The organism is Spirulina sp. LEGE 11439 (assembly GCF_059821285.1).
Genome location: NZ_JCAMRX010000026.1, coordinates 68,241 through 84,331, shown reverse-complemented (window position 1 = coordinate 84,331; position 16,091 = coordinate 68,241). Strand labels below are relative to the sequence as shown.

12 protein-coding genes are annotated in these 16,091 nt (G+C 42.2%); 7 read left to right on the top strand and 5 right to left on the bottom strand.

Going from position 1 to position 16,091, the window contains the following annotated elements; translation table 11 throughout:
• Positions 1 to 148: 148 nt before the first annotated feature.
• From AC6RV6_RS17475 to AC6RV6_RS17465, 3 genes are all read right to left on the bottom strand, one after another.
• A complete protein-coding gene (locus AC6RV6_RS17475) occupies positions 149 to 607 on the bottom strand; it encodes a hypothetical protein (protein WP_500242162.1) in 459 nt (152 codons plus the stop codon).
• A 74-nt stretch (positions 608 to 681) separates the two neighbouring features.
• On the bottom strand, positions 682 to 2,148 hold the full coding sequence (locus tag AC6RV6_RS17470; protein ID WP_500242161.1) for a M16 family metallopeptidase: 1,467 nt from the start codon (positions 2,146 to 2,148) through the stop codon (positions 682 to 684).
• A 62-nt stretch (positions 2,149 to 2,210) separates the two neighbouring features.
• Positions 2,211 to 3,758: a M16 family metallopeptidase gene (locus tag AC6RV6_RS17465; RefSeq protein ID WP_500242160.1), complete on the bottom strand. Its 1,548-nt coding sequence runs from the start codon at positions 3,756 to 3,758 to the stop codon at positions 2,211 to 2,213.
• A 217-nt stretch (positions 3,759 to 3,975) separates the two neighbouring features.
• Between AC6RV6_RS17465 and AC6RV6_RS17460 the strand changes: the two genes are divergently transcribed.
• The 3 genes from AC6RV6_RS17460 (at position 3,976) to AC6RV6_RS17450 (ending at position 8,196) form a co-directional block, all read left to right on the top strand.
• Positions 3,976 to 5,652: a glycosyltransferase family protein gene (locus AC6RV6_RS17460; RefSeq protein ID WP_500242159.1), complete on the top strand. Its 1,677-nt coding sequence runs from the start codon at positions 3,976 to 3,978 to the stop codon at positions 5,650 to 5,652.
• Between the two features lie 372 nt (positions 5,653 to 6,024).
• On the top strand, positions 6,025 to 7,551 hold the full coding sequence (gene bchB, locus AC6RV6_RS17455; RefSeq protein ID WP_500242158.1) for a ferredoxin:protochlorophyllide reductase (ATP-dependent) subunit B: 1,527 nt from the start codon (positions 6,025 to 6,027) through the stop codon (positions 7,549 to 7,551).
• 204 nt (positions 7,552 to 7,755) lie between these two features.
• Positions 7,756 to 8,196, top strand: a complete 441-nt coding sequence (locus AC6RV6_RS17450) for a hypothetical protein (protein ID WP_500242157.1) — start codon at positions 7,756 to 7,758, stop codon at positions 8,194 to 8,196.
• A gap of 65 nt (positions 8,197 to 8,261) precedes the next feature.
• On the opposite strand, the gene gnd is transcribed toward AC6RV6_RS17450, so the two are convergent.
• Complete coding sequence (gnd, locus tag AC6RV6_RS17445; protein WP_500242156.1) at positions 8,262 to 9,683, bottom strand: decarboxylating NADP(+)-dependent phosphogluconate dehydrogenase; 1,422 nt, start codon at positions 9,681 to 9,683, stop codon at positions 8,262 to 8,264.
• Positions 9,684 to 9,942: 259 nt separating this feature from the next.
• Here gnd and AC6RV6_RS17440 point away from each other — a divergent pair, with 259 nt between their 5' ends.
• Positions 9,943 to 11,085, top strand: coding sequence for a Na/Pi symporter (locus AC6RV6_RS17440; protein ID WP_500242155.1), 1,143 nt, complete (start codon positions 9,943 to 9,945; stop codon positions 11,083 to 11,085).
• Positions 11,086 to 11,235: 150 nt separating this feature from the next.
• The gene (locus AC6RV6_RS17435; RefSeq protein WP_500242154.1) at positions 11,236 to 12,087 is read left to right on the top strand and encodes a type II toxin-antitoxin system HicA family toxin; all 852 of its coding nucleotides are present in this window, start codon (positions 11,236 to 11,238) and stop codon (positions 12,085 to 12,087) included.
• 2 nt (positions 12,088 to 12,089) lie between these two features.
• Here AC6RV6_RS17435 and AC6RV6_RS17430 read toward each other — a convergent pair whose 3' ends face one another.
• Complete coding sequence (locus AC6RV6_RS17430; protein WP_500242153.1) at positions 12,090 to 12,992, bottom strand: hypothetical protein; 903 nt, start codon at positions 12,990 to 12,992, stop codon at positions 12,090 to 12,092.
• A 271-nt stretch (positions 12,993 to 13,263) separates the two neighbouring features.
• On the opposite strand from AC6RV6_RS17430, the gene AC6RV6_RS17425 reads away from it, so the two are divergent.
• The gene (locus tag AC6RV6_RS17425; RefSeq protein WP_500242152.1) at positions 13,264 to 14,085 is read left to right on the top strand and encodes a protein phosphatase 2C domain-containing protein; all 822 of its coding nucleotides are present in this window, start codon (positions 13,264 to 13,266) and stop codon (positions 14,083 to 14,085) included.
• Positions 14,086 to 14,142: 57 nt separating this feature from the next.
• On the top strand, positions 14,143 to 16,011 hold the full coding sequence (locus tag AC6RV6_RS17420; RefSeq protein ID WP_500242151.1) for a hypothetical protein: 1,869 nt from the start codon (positions 14,143 to 14,145) through the stop codon (positions 16,009 to 16,011).
• Positions 16,012 to 16,091 lie beyond the last annotated feature (80 nt).

Here is a 16,091-nt window from a genome sequence, read left to right as displayed (position 1 = left end):
AAAGCCGTCCTCCGCTCCGCTAAAGGACGGGGCTTTAGACCCAATTTTTTGGTAAAATTATGTCGGGATGCTAAATTTAGCATCCCGACATTAATCTCTCGCGTCTAATTGTTCCCAAGCCGCATCGATATATCTCTATTTTTTAATTTTACTGGCGATCGCAATAATTATTCAGATCTGTGACCAAGCGGTCTTCATCTTGAGTTGCCGTTTGCAAATCATTCAACGCCGCAAAAATTTCTTCTTGGTCTTCAGTGGCAAACGCATCTACAAAACGTCTCGTCATGAGACTGGTTTGCCGATACATCGTAATAAATCCTTGACGGTAGCCATTGAGAGCGCCATCGCTCAAAGATAAATTCGCCATTTTGTTTGCGGCTTCGTTAATAGATTCCGCAGCCATTAAAAGCGCTTGTAATTGATCTTCACCTTCATCGGTATTGGCTGACTGTGCTGCGGTTACCGCTTCATTGGCAATGTCAATCAGGCGATCGCATTGAGCTTCTTTGGTGTTTTGTGCGAAGGCTGGAGAAGCCAGATAAACAGGGCTAAATGCGAAAACACCAACACTAATAATGAGATTTGAGACTGTTGCTTTAATTTTCATTTTAATTCAGTATAAAGGGTGAATCATTGAGCGATCGTGTGGGCAAGTCCCGACACGATCGAAGAGGCAATCAGTTAACTTTTTTGAGAAGCAGGAATGGTAATATCAACGATGTTAATATCGTCATTCAAATTACTCAAAGGCGGGTTAATATCGGCGGAGTTGCCAACAACCAAAGTGGTGAGGCGATCGGGATAGAGATATTTGCGAGCAGCCTGTTGTACGTCCTCAATTGTTGTGGCTTTGATTCCTCGCTGATACTGAAAAATATAATCGGGAGGATAGCCATAAAATTCATAGCGCATTAATCGCTGAATGGTTTGGGCCGGGTCTTGAAAGTTGAAAACAAAGGAGTTCAGAATAGATTCTTTGGCATAGTCTAACTCTTCTGGGGAAATAGGAGACTCTCGCAAGGTTGCAATTTCTTTGAAAATGGCTTGAATAAACGGCACCGTTGTATCCGATCGCGTCTGTCCGCCCGCAATAAACATCCCCGGATAATCGTATTGGGGACTCCAAAATCCATAGACGGAATAGGCCAATCCTTGGCGCGATCGCACTTCATTAAAAAAGCGCCCGCCAAAGCCATTTAAAACGCCATTGACAACACTCAAAGCTGGATAATCTGGGTTTTTCAAAATTCCCCCCAAATGACCGATTTGAATGTAACTTTGGGTAAGTTGGGGCTGTTCGATGAAAAAGAGTCCGCCTTGTTGTTGCGTTGACACTTCAGGCATGGCGGGGAGAGGAGCGGCGGCGGGAGGTTGCCAAGAGCCAAATTTTTCAGCAATTAAGGCTTTCATGCGATCGCGATCGAAATCCCCAATAATTCCCAATAACATTTGCTCTGGACGGAAAGAACGTTGATAAAAATCAATGAGATCTTGCCGAGAAATATTCTCGAGATGTTCGTATTCGACTGTGCGAGCATAAGGACTTGTATCGCCATAAATGAGCTTAGAAAATTCTCGGCCGCTAATACTATCGGGATCGTCATTGCGGCGAGCAATTCCCCCGCGAATCTGTTTTTTTGCTAACTCGAATTGTGCGGGATCGAAAGCAGGTTCTTGAATCACTTCAGCAAAGAGAGAAAAGACCTGTTCTAAGTCTTCGCTGAGGGCATTGAAACCTGCACTGCCACTGGTTTCACCGATACCTGTTTCGACTGAAGCCGCTCGATTTTCGAGGATTTCATTGAGTTCGTCGGGCGCATGTTTCAAGGTGCCGCCACTTCGCATCACCGAGCCGGTCAGTCCGGCTAAACTAATTTTATCGGCGGGTTCTAAACGAGAACCGGTTTTAAATAAAGCCGTTCCTCCCACGAGGGGCAATTCTCGATCTTGGACGAGGTACACCACAATTCCATTATCGAGTTGATAGCGATCGTAGTCGGGAAGTTGAACTTCTGGCAGGGGAGGAAATTCCAATTCGTCATAATGTCTCGGGGTAGCGGCTGTCACCGATCGCGCAGAAAAGGCAACCAATAACAACGTCACTAAAAACAATCCCAACCACTTTAAATAGTTTTGCGTTTTTTTCATTCTTTTTCTTTCAAACAACAAGAGATAGAAACGAGCCACAGAGGAAGAGGGGAAAACGTATTTCAACCTTCATCTTTGAGCAGTCTGCCGATAGTTTTGTTTTCGGAAGTAAATGTTGTCTTGGCAACCCGGAGAATATCTTGGGGAGTAACGGCTTCAATTTTTTTCAACTGCTCGAATAAATTGCGCCAGTTTCCTGTTTTTGCTTGATATTCGACGAGGGAATATGCCATTCCAGCATTGGAATCCAAGTTATAAAGAACGCCTGCTAGCGCTTGAGTTTTGAACCGCTCTAACTCTTCCGTGGTGACGGGTTCGGTTTGTAAGCGTTCGATTTCTTGATCTAATGCTCGTGCTACTTCTTCTAAGGTATGACCGGGTGCTGTGGTCGCATAAAGCATCATTAAGTTAGGATACTTATCTCCCGGAAATCCAGTAAATCCTGCGGCACTGAGGGCAATCTGCTGCTCTTCTACGAGGGATTTATAGAGACGAGAGGTGCGACCGTTACTGAGGATCGCCACGATCGCATCGTAAACGGCGCTATCGGGATGGTTGAGAGAAGGACGGTGAAAGCCTTCGAGATAAATGGGTTCGGATTTGAGTTTTAAGGTCACTTCCCGGGTCTCTCGCTGCGGGGGTTCCACAATCGTGACTTCTGGGGGAGCGGGTTTGGCGGCATAGCGTCCGAAATAAATTTGCGCCAGTTCTCGAACGCGATCGGGATCGACATCACCGACGATCGCAATCGTGATATTGTTCGGAACATAGTAGAGATCGAAAAATTCTTGTACGTCTTCCCGCGTTAAGTTCCGAATATCTTCATCGTAACCGATAATGGGTCTTTTGTAAGGATGAGCTATAAAAGCCTTGTCTTGAAAGGCTTCTACCAGTTGTCCGATTGGGGAATTGTCGGTACGCCACCGCCGTTCTTCTAAGATGACATCCTGTTCTTTAAAAAATTCGCGAAAGACGGGATCGAGAAAGCGTTCTGACTCGAGGGACATCCAGAGTTCGAGTTTATTGGCGGGCAAACTATAGGAATAAAACGTGAAATCAATGGACGTTGCCGCGTTTAACCCCTTCCCTCCCGCTTGTTCGACAATTTGTCCGAATTGATTTTTAATGCTGAGATCGTCGGCTTGTTGTTGCACGGCGAGAATTTCGGCGGCGAGTTTTTCGGCTTCTTCGCTTTTCTCGGCAGCGATCGCGGCTTTTTGTCGAGCCACTAAGGTGTCAAGGCGATCGAGGAGGGGTTTTTCGGCGGCGTAATTGCGCGTCCCGATACGGCTAGTCCCTTTAAAAGCAAGGTGTTCGAGGAAATGCGCGACTCCAGTTTTGCCATCGGGTTCGTCAACCCCCCCGACGTTGGCATAGGTGGCAAAAGAGACCACTGGGGCTTCGTGACGTTCCAAAACAATGAATTGCAAACCATTCTCAAGGGTAAACTCCGTCACTTTTTCGATCGCGCGATCGAGATAGGGTTGAATGTTAGCGTGAGGAGAGTTAGGAGTGCGTTGGGCGGAGGCGGAACTGGGGAGCAAACCCCACACCAGAACCGCGATACAGAAGTAACAAAAGAGTTTTTGCCAAAGAGCTAATCGTTTCATTCGTGCCAATTACCAAAAGCGATCGCGACAACCAATAAGGGAAAGATGAGGGTGAGATCGGGATAGATCTTGAATGCAGATGGGTTTCATTCTTGCCCGTATCTTTCATCCCCCAACAATAGCTTTTTTTGGACAAAGGTTGCAGAATCCCCCGGGTCGAGATCGCGATCGGCGAAAGAATGAGATAATTAGCCTGGATTTAACTCTGAACTGTGCGATGAAAATCTATCCCTCACCCGCGAATTTTAAGCAAGCAATACTCAAAGTCATAACTGTTTTGTTGGTATTATTGGCGATTGGTTTGTTTACTGTTAGAGATTATGGCGTGAGTTGGGATGAAGGGACAGAAATTTCTACGGTGAAATACAATTATGAACTGATCGCTCGAGGTCGAGAAATCCCTAAAGATTTGCAATATTATGGGATTGCTTTTAATTTGACCAGTGAGATTGCTTTTCAACTCAAGGAATATGCAACCAAAGGATTATCCCACAATCCCTTAGAAGCACAAGCGATCGAGGAAGGAGATACAGGGGTAGCCCAAGCAATTTACGAACGGATCAAAGTCAAACATCCCCTCACTTTTTTGGTCGCATTTATCGCTTATATTTGCGTTGCTGCGATCGTTGGCATACTCGTAGGAATAGATTATGCTTGGTTCGGCCCTATCGTATTAGCTTTATTTCCCCGTTTTTGGGCACACGGATTTTTTAATCCGAAAGATATTCCTTTCGCAGCAATGTTTACGCTGGGAACATTAATGGGATCGTTATTAATCAATTTTTATCTTCAAAAAAAGGAATGGGAACTCAAATTAGGATTCAATAAAATCACGCTTTGTTTTCTCCTCTATGGCGCTTTAATTGGGTTGGTAACGGGAACGCGAATTGGTGGCTTTTTCCTCTTATTTTTTATTGTTCTCGCTCATGGTTTGACGCGGTTTAATCTGCGAGATATTTGGCGTGATATTCCTCGCTATTGGCTTTTTTATCTCTTGATTGGTATTGCTTGGATGGCAACGACTACTCTTGTTTATCCGGCTTCTTGGTCGAATCCTGTCGGCTGGTTTTTAGATACTCTACACTATACTTCCAATCATGCTTGGCCTGGAGTTAATTTATTTCAGGGTATGGAGATTAAACCTAGCGAAAATCCTTGGTATTATTTACCGTTGTGGTTCTTTCTTGCGAATCCATTTCTTTGGTTGATTTCTTTCATTATCGGTTTAATTTTTATTGCAGCCAATTATCGAATTTTCACCAATCTACAACGTGCATGCGTGGTTTTAGTGCTACTACAAGTTTCCTTTTCTCCTCTCCTTGCCATTGTTTTACACGCGAATGTTTATGCGGGAATGCGTCAATTTCTCTTCATTATTCCTGGAGTTGCGGCCATTGCTGCAGCCAGTTTGAGTTGGATTTATCAGAAAATATGGCAGCAGACTTGGAAATTAGCCGCGATCGCATTCTTGATGGTTTTAATTAGTCCGATTATTTTTGATATGATGACGCTACATCCCCATCAATATCTTTATTTTAGTCGAATTTCAGGAGGATTGAGTCATGCTCATGGGCGTTTTGATACGGATTACTGGGGATTAACATTACGAGAAGGAACGGAATGGGTTAATGAAAATGCCGAACCTAATTCAACCCTTGCGATCGGCGGTCCACTTTATATCGGGCAAATGTTTGCCAAATCCGATCTACAAGTGCTAGATATAGAATCCGATTTGGATTATGGTGTAAAAGGTCGTCCTGATTACTATGTTGCGATGCCTTTTATTGAATTACAAGATTTATTTCCCGAATGTCCCATCGTTCATAATGTTGCGAGGCAAGGTGTTCCCATTACGATTATTAGGGACTGTCGCCAAGCAAAACAATCTTCTTAGATATCTAAAGCGATCGCCTTTAAAATCAGATCAAAAACCTAACAAAAATTCAAGATTCCGAATCAGTTACAAATCGACATCTACAAGCGATCTCTGAACGAATAAGGAAAAATCATTGTTTGCTGTTCGGATATATTGCAAACAAAAATGAAGAAGGATGAAGAATCATTTCAATTAAACAATATTTTCATTGTTTAATTGAGCGATAAAGGCAACAGGTATCAAGCATTGCAAGGATTTTAAGGATTTGGAGAATAGTTATAAAGAGATTGGGTGAAAAATCGCGATCGCCCAAATTTCTGAGACAATGCTCTAGCAACGAATCGTCGAGCATTAAGAAATTTTACAATTACTTGCTGGAGGCAATCTTTTATGAAATTGGCTTATTGGATGTATGCAGGACCCGCACACATTGGCACTCTTCGCATTGCCAGTTCTTTTAAAAATGTTCACGCGATCATGCACGCACCTTTGGGGGATGATTATTTTAACGTTATGCGATCGATGTTAGAACGAGAACGAGATTTTACCCCCGTGACCGCGAGTATTGTCGATCGCAATGTTTTAGCACGAGGTTCTCAAGAAAAAGTTGTCGACAATATTACCCGTAAAGATAAGGAAGAAACTCCCGATTTAATCGTTTTGACTCCTACTTGTACTTCGAGTATTTTGCAAGAAGATTTACAAAACTTTGTCGATCGCGCCCAATTAGACTCCAAAGGCGATGTGATGCTGGCAGATGTAAATCACTATCGGGTCAACGAACTGCAAGCAGGCGATCGCACTTTACAACAAATCGTTCAGTTTTACATTAATAAAGCCCGTAAAAAAGGCGAACTTTCTGAAGAGAAAACGGCAAAACCCTCGGTTAATATTATCGGTATTTCTACCCTTGGTTTTCACAACCAACATGACGGCACAGAATTGAAGCGTTTAATGTCAGATTTAGGGATTGAAATTAATGCCATGATTCCTGAAGGCGCCAGCGTCCACGAACTTAAAAACCTTCCGAAAGCATGGTTTAATCTCGTTCCTTATCGGGAATTAGGAATGATGGCAGCACAGTATTTACAAGAAGAGTTTGGTACGCCTTATGTTGATATTACCCCAATGGGAGTGGTAGAAACGGCTCGTTGTATTCGACAGATTCAAAAAATTCTCAATGAACAAGGTGCGAACGTTGATTATGAAAGTTTTATCGACAATCAAACTCGCTATGTTTCTCAAGCGGCATGGTTTTCTCGTTCCATTGACTGTCAGAATTTAACCGGTAAGAAAGCAGTCGTTTTTGGCGATAATACTCATGCTGCAGCCATGACCAAAATTCTCGCACGAGAAATGGGAATTCATGTCGTTCTTGCGGGAACGTATTGCAAGTATGATGCGGACTGGTTTAAGGAACAAGTCAGCGAATATTGCGACGAGGTTTTGATTAGTAATGATAATGGAGAAATTGGCGATGCGATCGCGCGGCTCGAACCTTCTGCTATCTTTGGAACTCAGATGGAACGTCATGTCGGCAAGCGTTTAAATATTCCTTGTGGGGTTATTGCCGCACCTATTCACATCCAAAATTTCCCCATTGGTTACAGTCCTTTTGTGGGCTATGAAGGCACCAATCAAATTGCAGATTTGGTGTATAATTCCTTTACATTAGGGATGGAAGATCACCTCTTAGAAATCTTTGGCGGTCACGATACCAAAGAAGTAATTACGAAAGGAATTTCTGCAGATTCCGATCTGAATTGGAGTAAAGAAGCGAAAGGAGAATTGAACAAAATTCCCGGTTTCGTGCGCGGAAAAGTGAAGCGAAATACTGAGAAATTTGCTCGCGATCGCAATATTGGCGAAATTACTTTAGAAGTGATGTATGCTGCCAAAGAAGCAGTAGGAGCATAAGATATTGAGATCGGAAAGGGTATTTTTTGAAATATCCTTTCCTTTCATAACAGAACGATATAAAGATTTTTGAAGATTCTGACGAAATCACAGGATTTTATGATAAGAAATAGGATAAATATTTTTGTTGCTTCACCAGAAAAAAATTAATAGATAAGCGCTAACATTCTTCTATGAAGATAAGCAATAGAGGTATTGGTCGCAATGATAAATTCAGAAAAAATCGATCGCCGCTTACCGCTCGTTCTCCTTTTGCTGAGATTGAGTGTATTTTTAGTGATGGCTATTTGGACGGCTGATAAGTTTGTCAATCCAACGCATGCGTCGAAAGTTTTTGAAGCTTTTTATAAAATTGGCGGTTTGGGAAATACAATTATTTACGTCATTGGAGCCGTACAACTCTTAATTATTCTTGGCTTTGTTGTGGGCTTTAAAAAGCATTTAACCTATGGGGCGGTCTTGCTCATGCACGCAGTTTCTACGTTGTCTGCTTTTGGTATATACTTCACCCCTTTTAAGAGTCCGAATCTGCTCTTTTTTGCGGCTTGGCCGATGTTAGCCGCGTGTTTTGCGCTCTTCTATCTTCGTGATGCCGATCGCCTTTGGACGGTGGGTAAAGTTCTGACTCCTCAAGTTGAAGAATAGAGTCGGCGATCGCGATCGATAATTTGTAGGGATGTAAAATTTTACGTCCCTACAAATTTAGAGATTTAACCTTGCATCCATTCCGTATGGGTAAACTCCCCACGAGGCTTATCGATGCGTTCGTAGGTATGCGCCCCAAAATAATCCCGTTGCGCTTGGGTCAGATTTTGCGGCAGGCGATCGCGGCGATAGCTGTCAAAATAATCTAAAGAGGCGCTAAATGCCGGCACCGCAATTCCCGTACTATTCGCAACCATCAAAACCTCTCGCCATGCTTTTTGGCGATCGAGAATGCTTTGTTTGAATTCGGGAGCTAACAGCAAATTGGGTAGATTGGGATTGTCGGTAAATGCCTTTTTGATCTTATCGAGAAAACCTGCTCGAATGATACAGCCACCTTTCCAGATGCGCGCATCCTCTGCCAAATTGAGATTGTATCCTTTTTCGTCAGATGCCTTTCTCAACAAAGCCATTCCTTGAGCGTAAGAACACATTTTGGAACAATATAAAGCATCTCGAACTTTGTCGATAAATGCTTTCTTATCCCCAGAAAAAGGTGTTATCGCGGCAGTAATTTCCTTAGATGCTGCCATCCGTTCCTCTTTATAAGAAGACATAACGCGAGCATTCACCGCCGCAAACATGGTCGGAATGGGGACTCCTAATTCTAAGGCACTGACAACCGTCCAGCGTCCCGTGCCTTTTTGCCCTGCCGCATCGAGAATCAAGTCAATTAAATGAGTCTTGGATTCTTTATCAACATATTTGAAAATATCTGCTGTGATTTCAATCAAGAAAGAGTTTAACTCATCCGTTTTATTCCATTCCGTAAAGATTTCATGAAGTTCTGGATTGCTCACTCCCAAACAGGATTTCATCAGGTCGTAGGCTTCGGCAATTAACTGCATATCGCCGTATTCAATGCCATTGTGAACCATTTTGACATAGTGACCTGCGCCTCCGGGTCCGATAAAAGTTACGCAAGGACCGTCATCAACTTGAGCGGCAATTTTAACAAGGATGGGTTCGAGTTCTTTATACGCACTTTCAGTTCCTCCAGGCATTAAACTGGGACCGTTTAATGCTCCTTCTTCACCACCGCTAACCCCCATCCCTACAAATCCCAATCCGGTCGCTTCTAATTCTTGGGTGCGCCGTTCGGTGTCATCATAGAGAGAATTTCCCCCATCGATGATCATGTCTCCTTCTTCGAGGAAAGGTTTTAGTTGTTGGATAACTGCATCGACGGGTTTCCCCGCTTTTACCATCACTAAAATCTTGCGCGGGCGATCGAGCAATTTCACAAATTCTTCAAGAGAATAGGCGGCCTTTACGTCTTTTCCTTGCGCCCGTTTTTCCATAAACATTTTTGTTTTGCTTTCGGTTCGATTGTAAACAGCAATCGGAAAGCCTCGGCTTTCGACATTCAGAGCCAAGTTTTCTCCCATTACCGCCAAACCGATCACGCCAAAGGTTCGTTTCGCCATAAGTCCTCTCTGTAAAAATTACGAATTGCTGGCAAGTGGAAATTTTACTCAATTTTGAGTTGAGAATCGCTTTCATCCTAGCCCGATCTTTGGCGTTATCATCTAAAGAAGAAGTTAAATATTAATTGTCAAAACATTTTTCAAAATAAAAGCGTAATTAAATGCACAATAAATATTAAAAATTGCTTAAAATAGATCGGGTAACAGTTATCATCAGTCACCCGTTAAGCTATAGAGAGAAACTCATTACCGATTGAATATGAGGGAAACAATTGATAAGACAGAAAACGAGATGGCGATCGCGTCTCGTACTTATCTTTGGTTGGGGGCGATCGCTTTAATCTATTTACTCCTTGTGGCGGTGGGGGCGATCGGTTCGGGATTTCGTCTGGTGGTTGGGGAGAGGGCGATCGATTTATTTGCTTTTGCCACCAATCCCTTTGCTGGCTTATTTGTCGGCACTTTAGCCACGGCATTAATTCAATCCTCGAGTACGATTACTTCGATCGTTGTCGGGCTAGTGGCGGGAGGTTTACCCGTTTCTGTCGCCGTACCGATCGTGATGGGGGCAAATATTGGCACGACTATTACGAACACTATTGTCAGTCTCGGTTATGTTCGCGAAAAAGAGGAGTTTCAACGAGCATTTGCGGCGGCGACGATTCACGATTTCTTTAATTTTATTTCTGTGGTCATCTTTCTGCCATTGGAAATTTTCACTCACTTTTTCGAGAAATTGGCGCAGATTTTGGCAGGTTTCGTGGTTGGGGAAGTTGCTGTCGATGCAGAGAAATTTAATTTAGTTGGGGCAGTTACGTCTCCTGTTGAGGGACTTTTAGGGGCGATCGCTAATTATTTTCCAACTCCATTTAATGGTACAATTCTTATTATTTTCGGTATTCTTGCTATTTTGGCTGCAATTTTCTTTTTAGGCAAGTTATTAAAAGAGTTGCTGGTGGGAAAAGCAAAGGAAATGTTAGAAAATGCGATCGGATCCGGGGCGCTAAAAGGGATTTTTTCTGGCACCCTAGTGACAGTTTTGGTGCAATCCTCTTCCACAACGACGAGCTTAATTGTGCCGTTAGCCGGAACGGGTTTTTTGAGTTTAGAACAGGTTTATCCGTTTACTTTGGGCGCAAATATTGGCACTTGTATTACGGCAACGATCGCAGCAACGGCAGTGACAACCCATCAATTACCAGCGTTAGAAATTGCTTTGGTGCATTTACTGTATAACGCGATCGGGGTCATTGTTATCTATGGTATTCCGTTTTTAAGAAATCTGCCAATTATAGGTGCAAGGATGCTGGCAAAGATAGCCTGCGAGCAAAAAATTTGGGCTTTTATTTATATTATCTCTGCCTTTTTTCTCCTTCCTGCTCTCTGTTTCGCCCTAGGATAGCGATTATTTCAGTTATCAGTTATCAGTTATCAGTGAAGAGGATTTTCGAGGAACTTTTTTAACCTCGCATATTGCAGATCGGTTTGAGATAAATGAGAATAAACTGGTAGAATAGTATGGAGTGCATGCAGTCTGTAATCGTTTCGATCGATGCAAAAATTGAGCCGCGAACGTCCGAATTTTCCTCGCTTGAGAGCGATCGCCGTCAGTGTAGGACGGTTGGCGATCGCAGGAACGATCTGCGGTATGGGAGTATTTGCCGTACAATATAGCGATCGCTTTGCAGATAAAGAGACGCAAGCGAACTTATCAGGCATTACTTTAGTCAGTTGGGTGGGGATGAGCTTTGCTTTCTGGGGTTGGGGGGAATATTTTTATTATCAAAGAGAACGAGAAGCACGCGATCGCCGACGACATTTTACCCATCATTTACGCGAACGAGAACAGGAGAATTTAGCCTTGCAAGCACAGTGGGATAGCGATCGCCAACAGTGGGAAAATGCGATTGTCAGCTATCAAGCTCAGTTATCCGAACAAATCCAACGACGACAGGAAATGGCTTGGGAATTAGAACAAACTCGCAAAGTATTACCAGAAATCAAAGAACTATCAATTGTGGATGACATACTACAAAATAATCAAACTTTAGAAGCAGAAAATACTAGGCTTTTACAAAATGTAGAAGTTTTTCAAGGACGCATTCAGCAGTTACAACAAGCTCTCGATCGCCGTAACGATCGCGAGCTTGTCTTAGAGAATGATAAAAACCAAATAAAGCGATCGATACCGTTATCTCAACTCACAGGATTTTCCAGCAAAGAGGTTATTCGTGCTTTTAAACGTTTGGGTTTTAGCTGCGATCGGCAAAGAGGCAGTCATGTCACTTTAAAAAAGCATGTCAATTGCGTTATTCCCATCAAAGCAGAATTAGCTCCCGGAACGCTAAAAAGTGCTTTGCAGCAAGCAAATATCAGCATTGATGAATTTTTAGATAGTCTTTAAAATTAAGGATGAAGTAGGAAAGCTCCTCGCCGTTCGAGTTCTGATAAAATTTGTCCCGATCGCTCTTTACCGATTAAAAAATGCAACCGTTTTAACTGCATTGCATTATATTTATCAATTTCTAATTCTGCGATCGCTTGTCGTTTCTGTGCTATCGATAAATGCCCTAAAACTACCTCGATCGCATCGATGAGATGATAGGGGAGTTTTTGGATTGCTGGGATGAATTCTGCGAGAATTTTAATTAAGATTTGGCGATCGCTATCTGACAAAGGCGATTGTTTAAACAGCGTAACCCCCATGACATGATGTCGAGATTTATTTTTCAGCATTTCTTTGAGAGCCTGAATAATCATTTCTTCCCGACAATCTTTAAGGAATTGACGATAACTATTCAGTTCCCATCCTTCTAAAATACCCTGCATGACAAATCGGAGAATCTGAGGATTGTTGGTTTCCATAAAATCCGTCAGACAAGGAAAAAATAATGGCTTGAATTCACCGAGTTCTTTGCGATCGAGAAAACCTGCAATTTGTGCGAGATGGTAGGTATTTTCAGCTTTGAAAATAGAGTACAGGGTTCTTTCTTGTACTGTTGTTGCGAAGGCGATCGCTTTTTCGGTATAGCGTATCCCCCATGTTTCCATTTCGTAAGCGCGTTCGAGAATATCTCGCGTTGCAATTTGTAGAATTGTCCGTTTTTGAGGGTGACTTGCAATTTGAAATAGTTTAACGCGATCGAGATTAAATTGTTGAGCATTCCAGTAAATCGGAGCATTACTTTTGCGATCGCTCAGCAGACAAGCTGGTGCCTTATGAGGCGCAAAAACGGAAGATAGGAGACATTGTATGCGATCGCGCTCCGAAGCTGGCAACGGCAAAAAATCCGTAGTTTGAGAAGTCATAAATCTATTCCTCACACAGTTAGTCGATCGCGGGGTTTTGAACACGTTCTGCACTCTGTCCAACACAATACGCCTGTTGGTTTTCTGACGCAAACAGAGTCTTTAGTCGTTGCCTTTTCTCCATAATTTGGGGGTCGATATGCCTTCTGATAATAGTCAATCAAGGCCTGAAGAGGGTTTGAATAGGACAGAATTTTAATTGTCTGCATTATCATTTTCTTGACATTGTGTTTGTTTGACACTATGCTTAATGTGTCGATTACACAAAGCTATGAAAGGTCAATACGAACTTGCAATGGGTTCGATCGCGGGACGAGAACATATTCGTCTCGGTCGCAATAATCAAGATGCGTTATCCGTACTGAGTTGCGATCGTTTTACTCTAGCAGTGGTGTGTGATGGTTGCGGTAGCGGTCGTCACAGCGAGGTGGGTGCTAAAATCGGGGCGAGATTAGCGATCGAAACTATCTCTAAGTGCTTAGACTTGAAGGAGATCGCAGAGATTAGCGATCCTAAATTTTGGCAGTCTATTCATCAAGATATCCTCACTCAATTGCAGGTTTTTATTAAAGCAATGGGAGGGAATTGGCAGCAAACTCTTAATGATTATTTTCTATTTACCACGATTGGGGCATTGATAACGCCGGAAAATACTTGGATTTTTACCATTGGCGATGGTGTAATTTTATCTAACAATTGCTTGACAAAATTGGAGTTTGCCGGTAACGCACCGCCCTATATTGCTTATGGTTTAAAATATCTCTGGGAAGCGCGAGAATGCCCTCAAGAATTTCAATTTCACATTCATGAATTTTCGGCAACGGCGGAATTAAATCATTTATTAATTGGTACGGATGGAGTTGGCGATCTCATTGATGTCTGCGGTCGCATGATTCCGGGAAAATCAGAAAAAGTCGGTCATATTTCACAGTTTTGGCAAAATGACAGTTACTTTGAAAATCCCGATAAAGTTCGCCGAAAACTCTTTTTAATGAATCGCGAAGTTCACAAAACCGGACAACGAAAAGAAGTAGGATTATTACCTGATGATACCACCTTAATTGCGATTCGTAAAGTAAAAAAGAAGGAGTAGGGAGACGGAGAGAAGACAAAATACTAATTATTTATCACTGACAACTCACTCAGAAAAATGGATATTTATCTCAAAGGCAAACGCATTCGCCTCAAACCCAGTCAAGCGATCGGGAAAGGAGGAGAAGCCGATGTTTACAAACTCGGACAAGATCGTGCTGTTAAAATTTTTAAATCTCCCGATCATCCCGATTACCAAGGACTATCTCAAGAACAGAAATCGGCAAAAGAAAGATTAGTCGAACATCAACAAAAGTTGCGTCAATTTCCAACTAATTTACCGCATCATGTTGTGACTCCAGAAGAGCTTGCAATGGATAAACAAGGTAGTATTATTAAAGGGTATACAATGCCTTTAATTAGTAACGCTGAAGTATTATTGCGTTATGGAGAACGATCGTTTCGTAGTGGAATAATTGATAATCAAACTGTATTAAAAATCTTTCAGAATTTATATGAAACTATTGCTAAAATTCATCTTGCAGGAGTTGTTATTGGTGATTTTAACGATCTGAATGTTTTAGTAAAAGGAACAGAGGCATATTTTATTGATGCTGATTCTTTTCAGTTTAATGGGTTTTATTGTCGTGTCTTTACGGCAAAGTTTGTCGATCCTTTACTTTGCGATCGCACTGCATCCAGTCCGATTATGCAATCTTATCACAACCAAGATTCAGACTGGTATAGTTTTGCGGTGATGCTCATGCAATGCTTATTATTTGTCTCTCCTTATGGGGGAATTTATAAACCCAAAAATTCCCGCAAACGAATTCCTCAAGCAGCGAGATCTCTCAACAGAGTTACTATTTTTAATTCAGAAGTTAAATATCCCAAACCTGCAATTCCTTATCAAGTCCTTTCTGACGATCTCTTACATCATTTTTATCAAGTTTTTGAGGAAGATAAACGAGGAGAATTTCCGCGATCGCTTCTCGATCGTCAAGGTTGGCAAAAATGCTCCAGTTGTGGAGTAGAACATGCGAGATCTAGCTGTCCGCTTTGCACGAATATACAAATTATACCCTCAGTTTCTCCCATCGGAACAAAAACCGTGCGAGGAACTGTCACCGCAGAACTCATTTTTAAAACCGAAGGAATAATTCTGAGTGCAAATTATTCTGAATCAGGTTTACAATGGTTGTACTGGAATGGCAACGAATTTAAACGGGAAGATGATGCGATCGTTTTTACGGGAAAGCTAGATCCTTATACTCGCTTTCGCTTGCAAGGAAAAGCAACATTAGTTGGAAAAGAAGGACAAGTCATTACTCTCAGTCCGAATGCTCCTCCAGACCGTTTAGCTGCGGATAATTGCGGAATGCAGGTACAATTTGATACTAATGCGATCGCGCGATATTGGTTGCATAACGGCCAATTATTACGAGACGGACAGTTAGGATCGGAGTATATTGGTGATGTTTTAAACCATCAAACTCGCTTTTGGATGGGTTCGCAGTTTGGGTTTGGGTTTTATCGTGCAGGAAATCTAACTGTTAGTTTTGTTTTTGATGCACGAAGAAAAGGTCTAAACGATCGCTTGCAAATTCCTCTCGGATCGGGACAATTGGTAGACGCTGATTGTACATTTAGCGATCGCTTTTGTTGGTTCTTTTGGTCGATGCAGGAAAGAGGAACAACTATTCATCGCTGTGCTTTAATTTCCGCTAATGGAGAAATAAAAGCATTACATCAAGGAAATGAATCTTGGTGTAATACTTTTCGAGGAAAATGTGCAGTGAATCATTTTCTTCTCTGCGGGACAGATGCAGGGATCGTGAGAGTGGAAGCACATAGCGATCGCTTATTTGTCGCCAAAGAATTTCCCGATACAGAACCTTTTGTTGATACAAATACTCGTCTATTTCCGGGTCGAGATGGATTATATGGAGTGAGTCAACAAACCATCTATTTACTCAAAATTAGCTAAAATTGAGTGGATAAATTTAAGCACATTATATTCATGTAGTTTCTCTAAGTAAAGTTAAGAGTTATTGAAAATCTAAATAA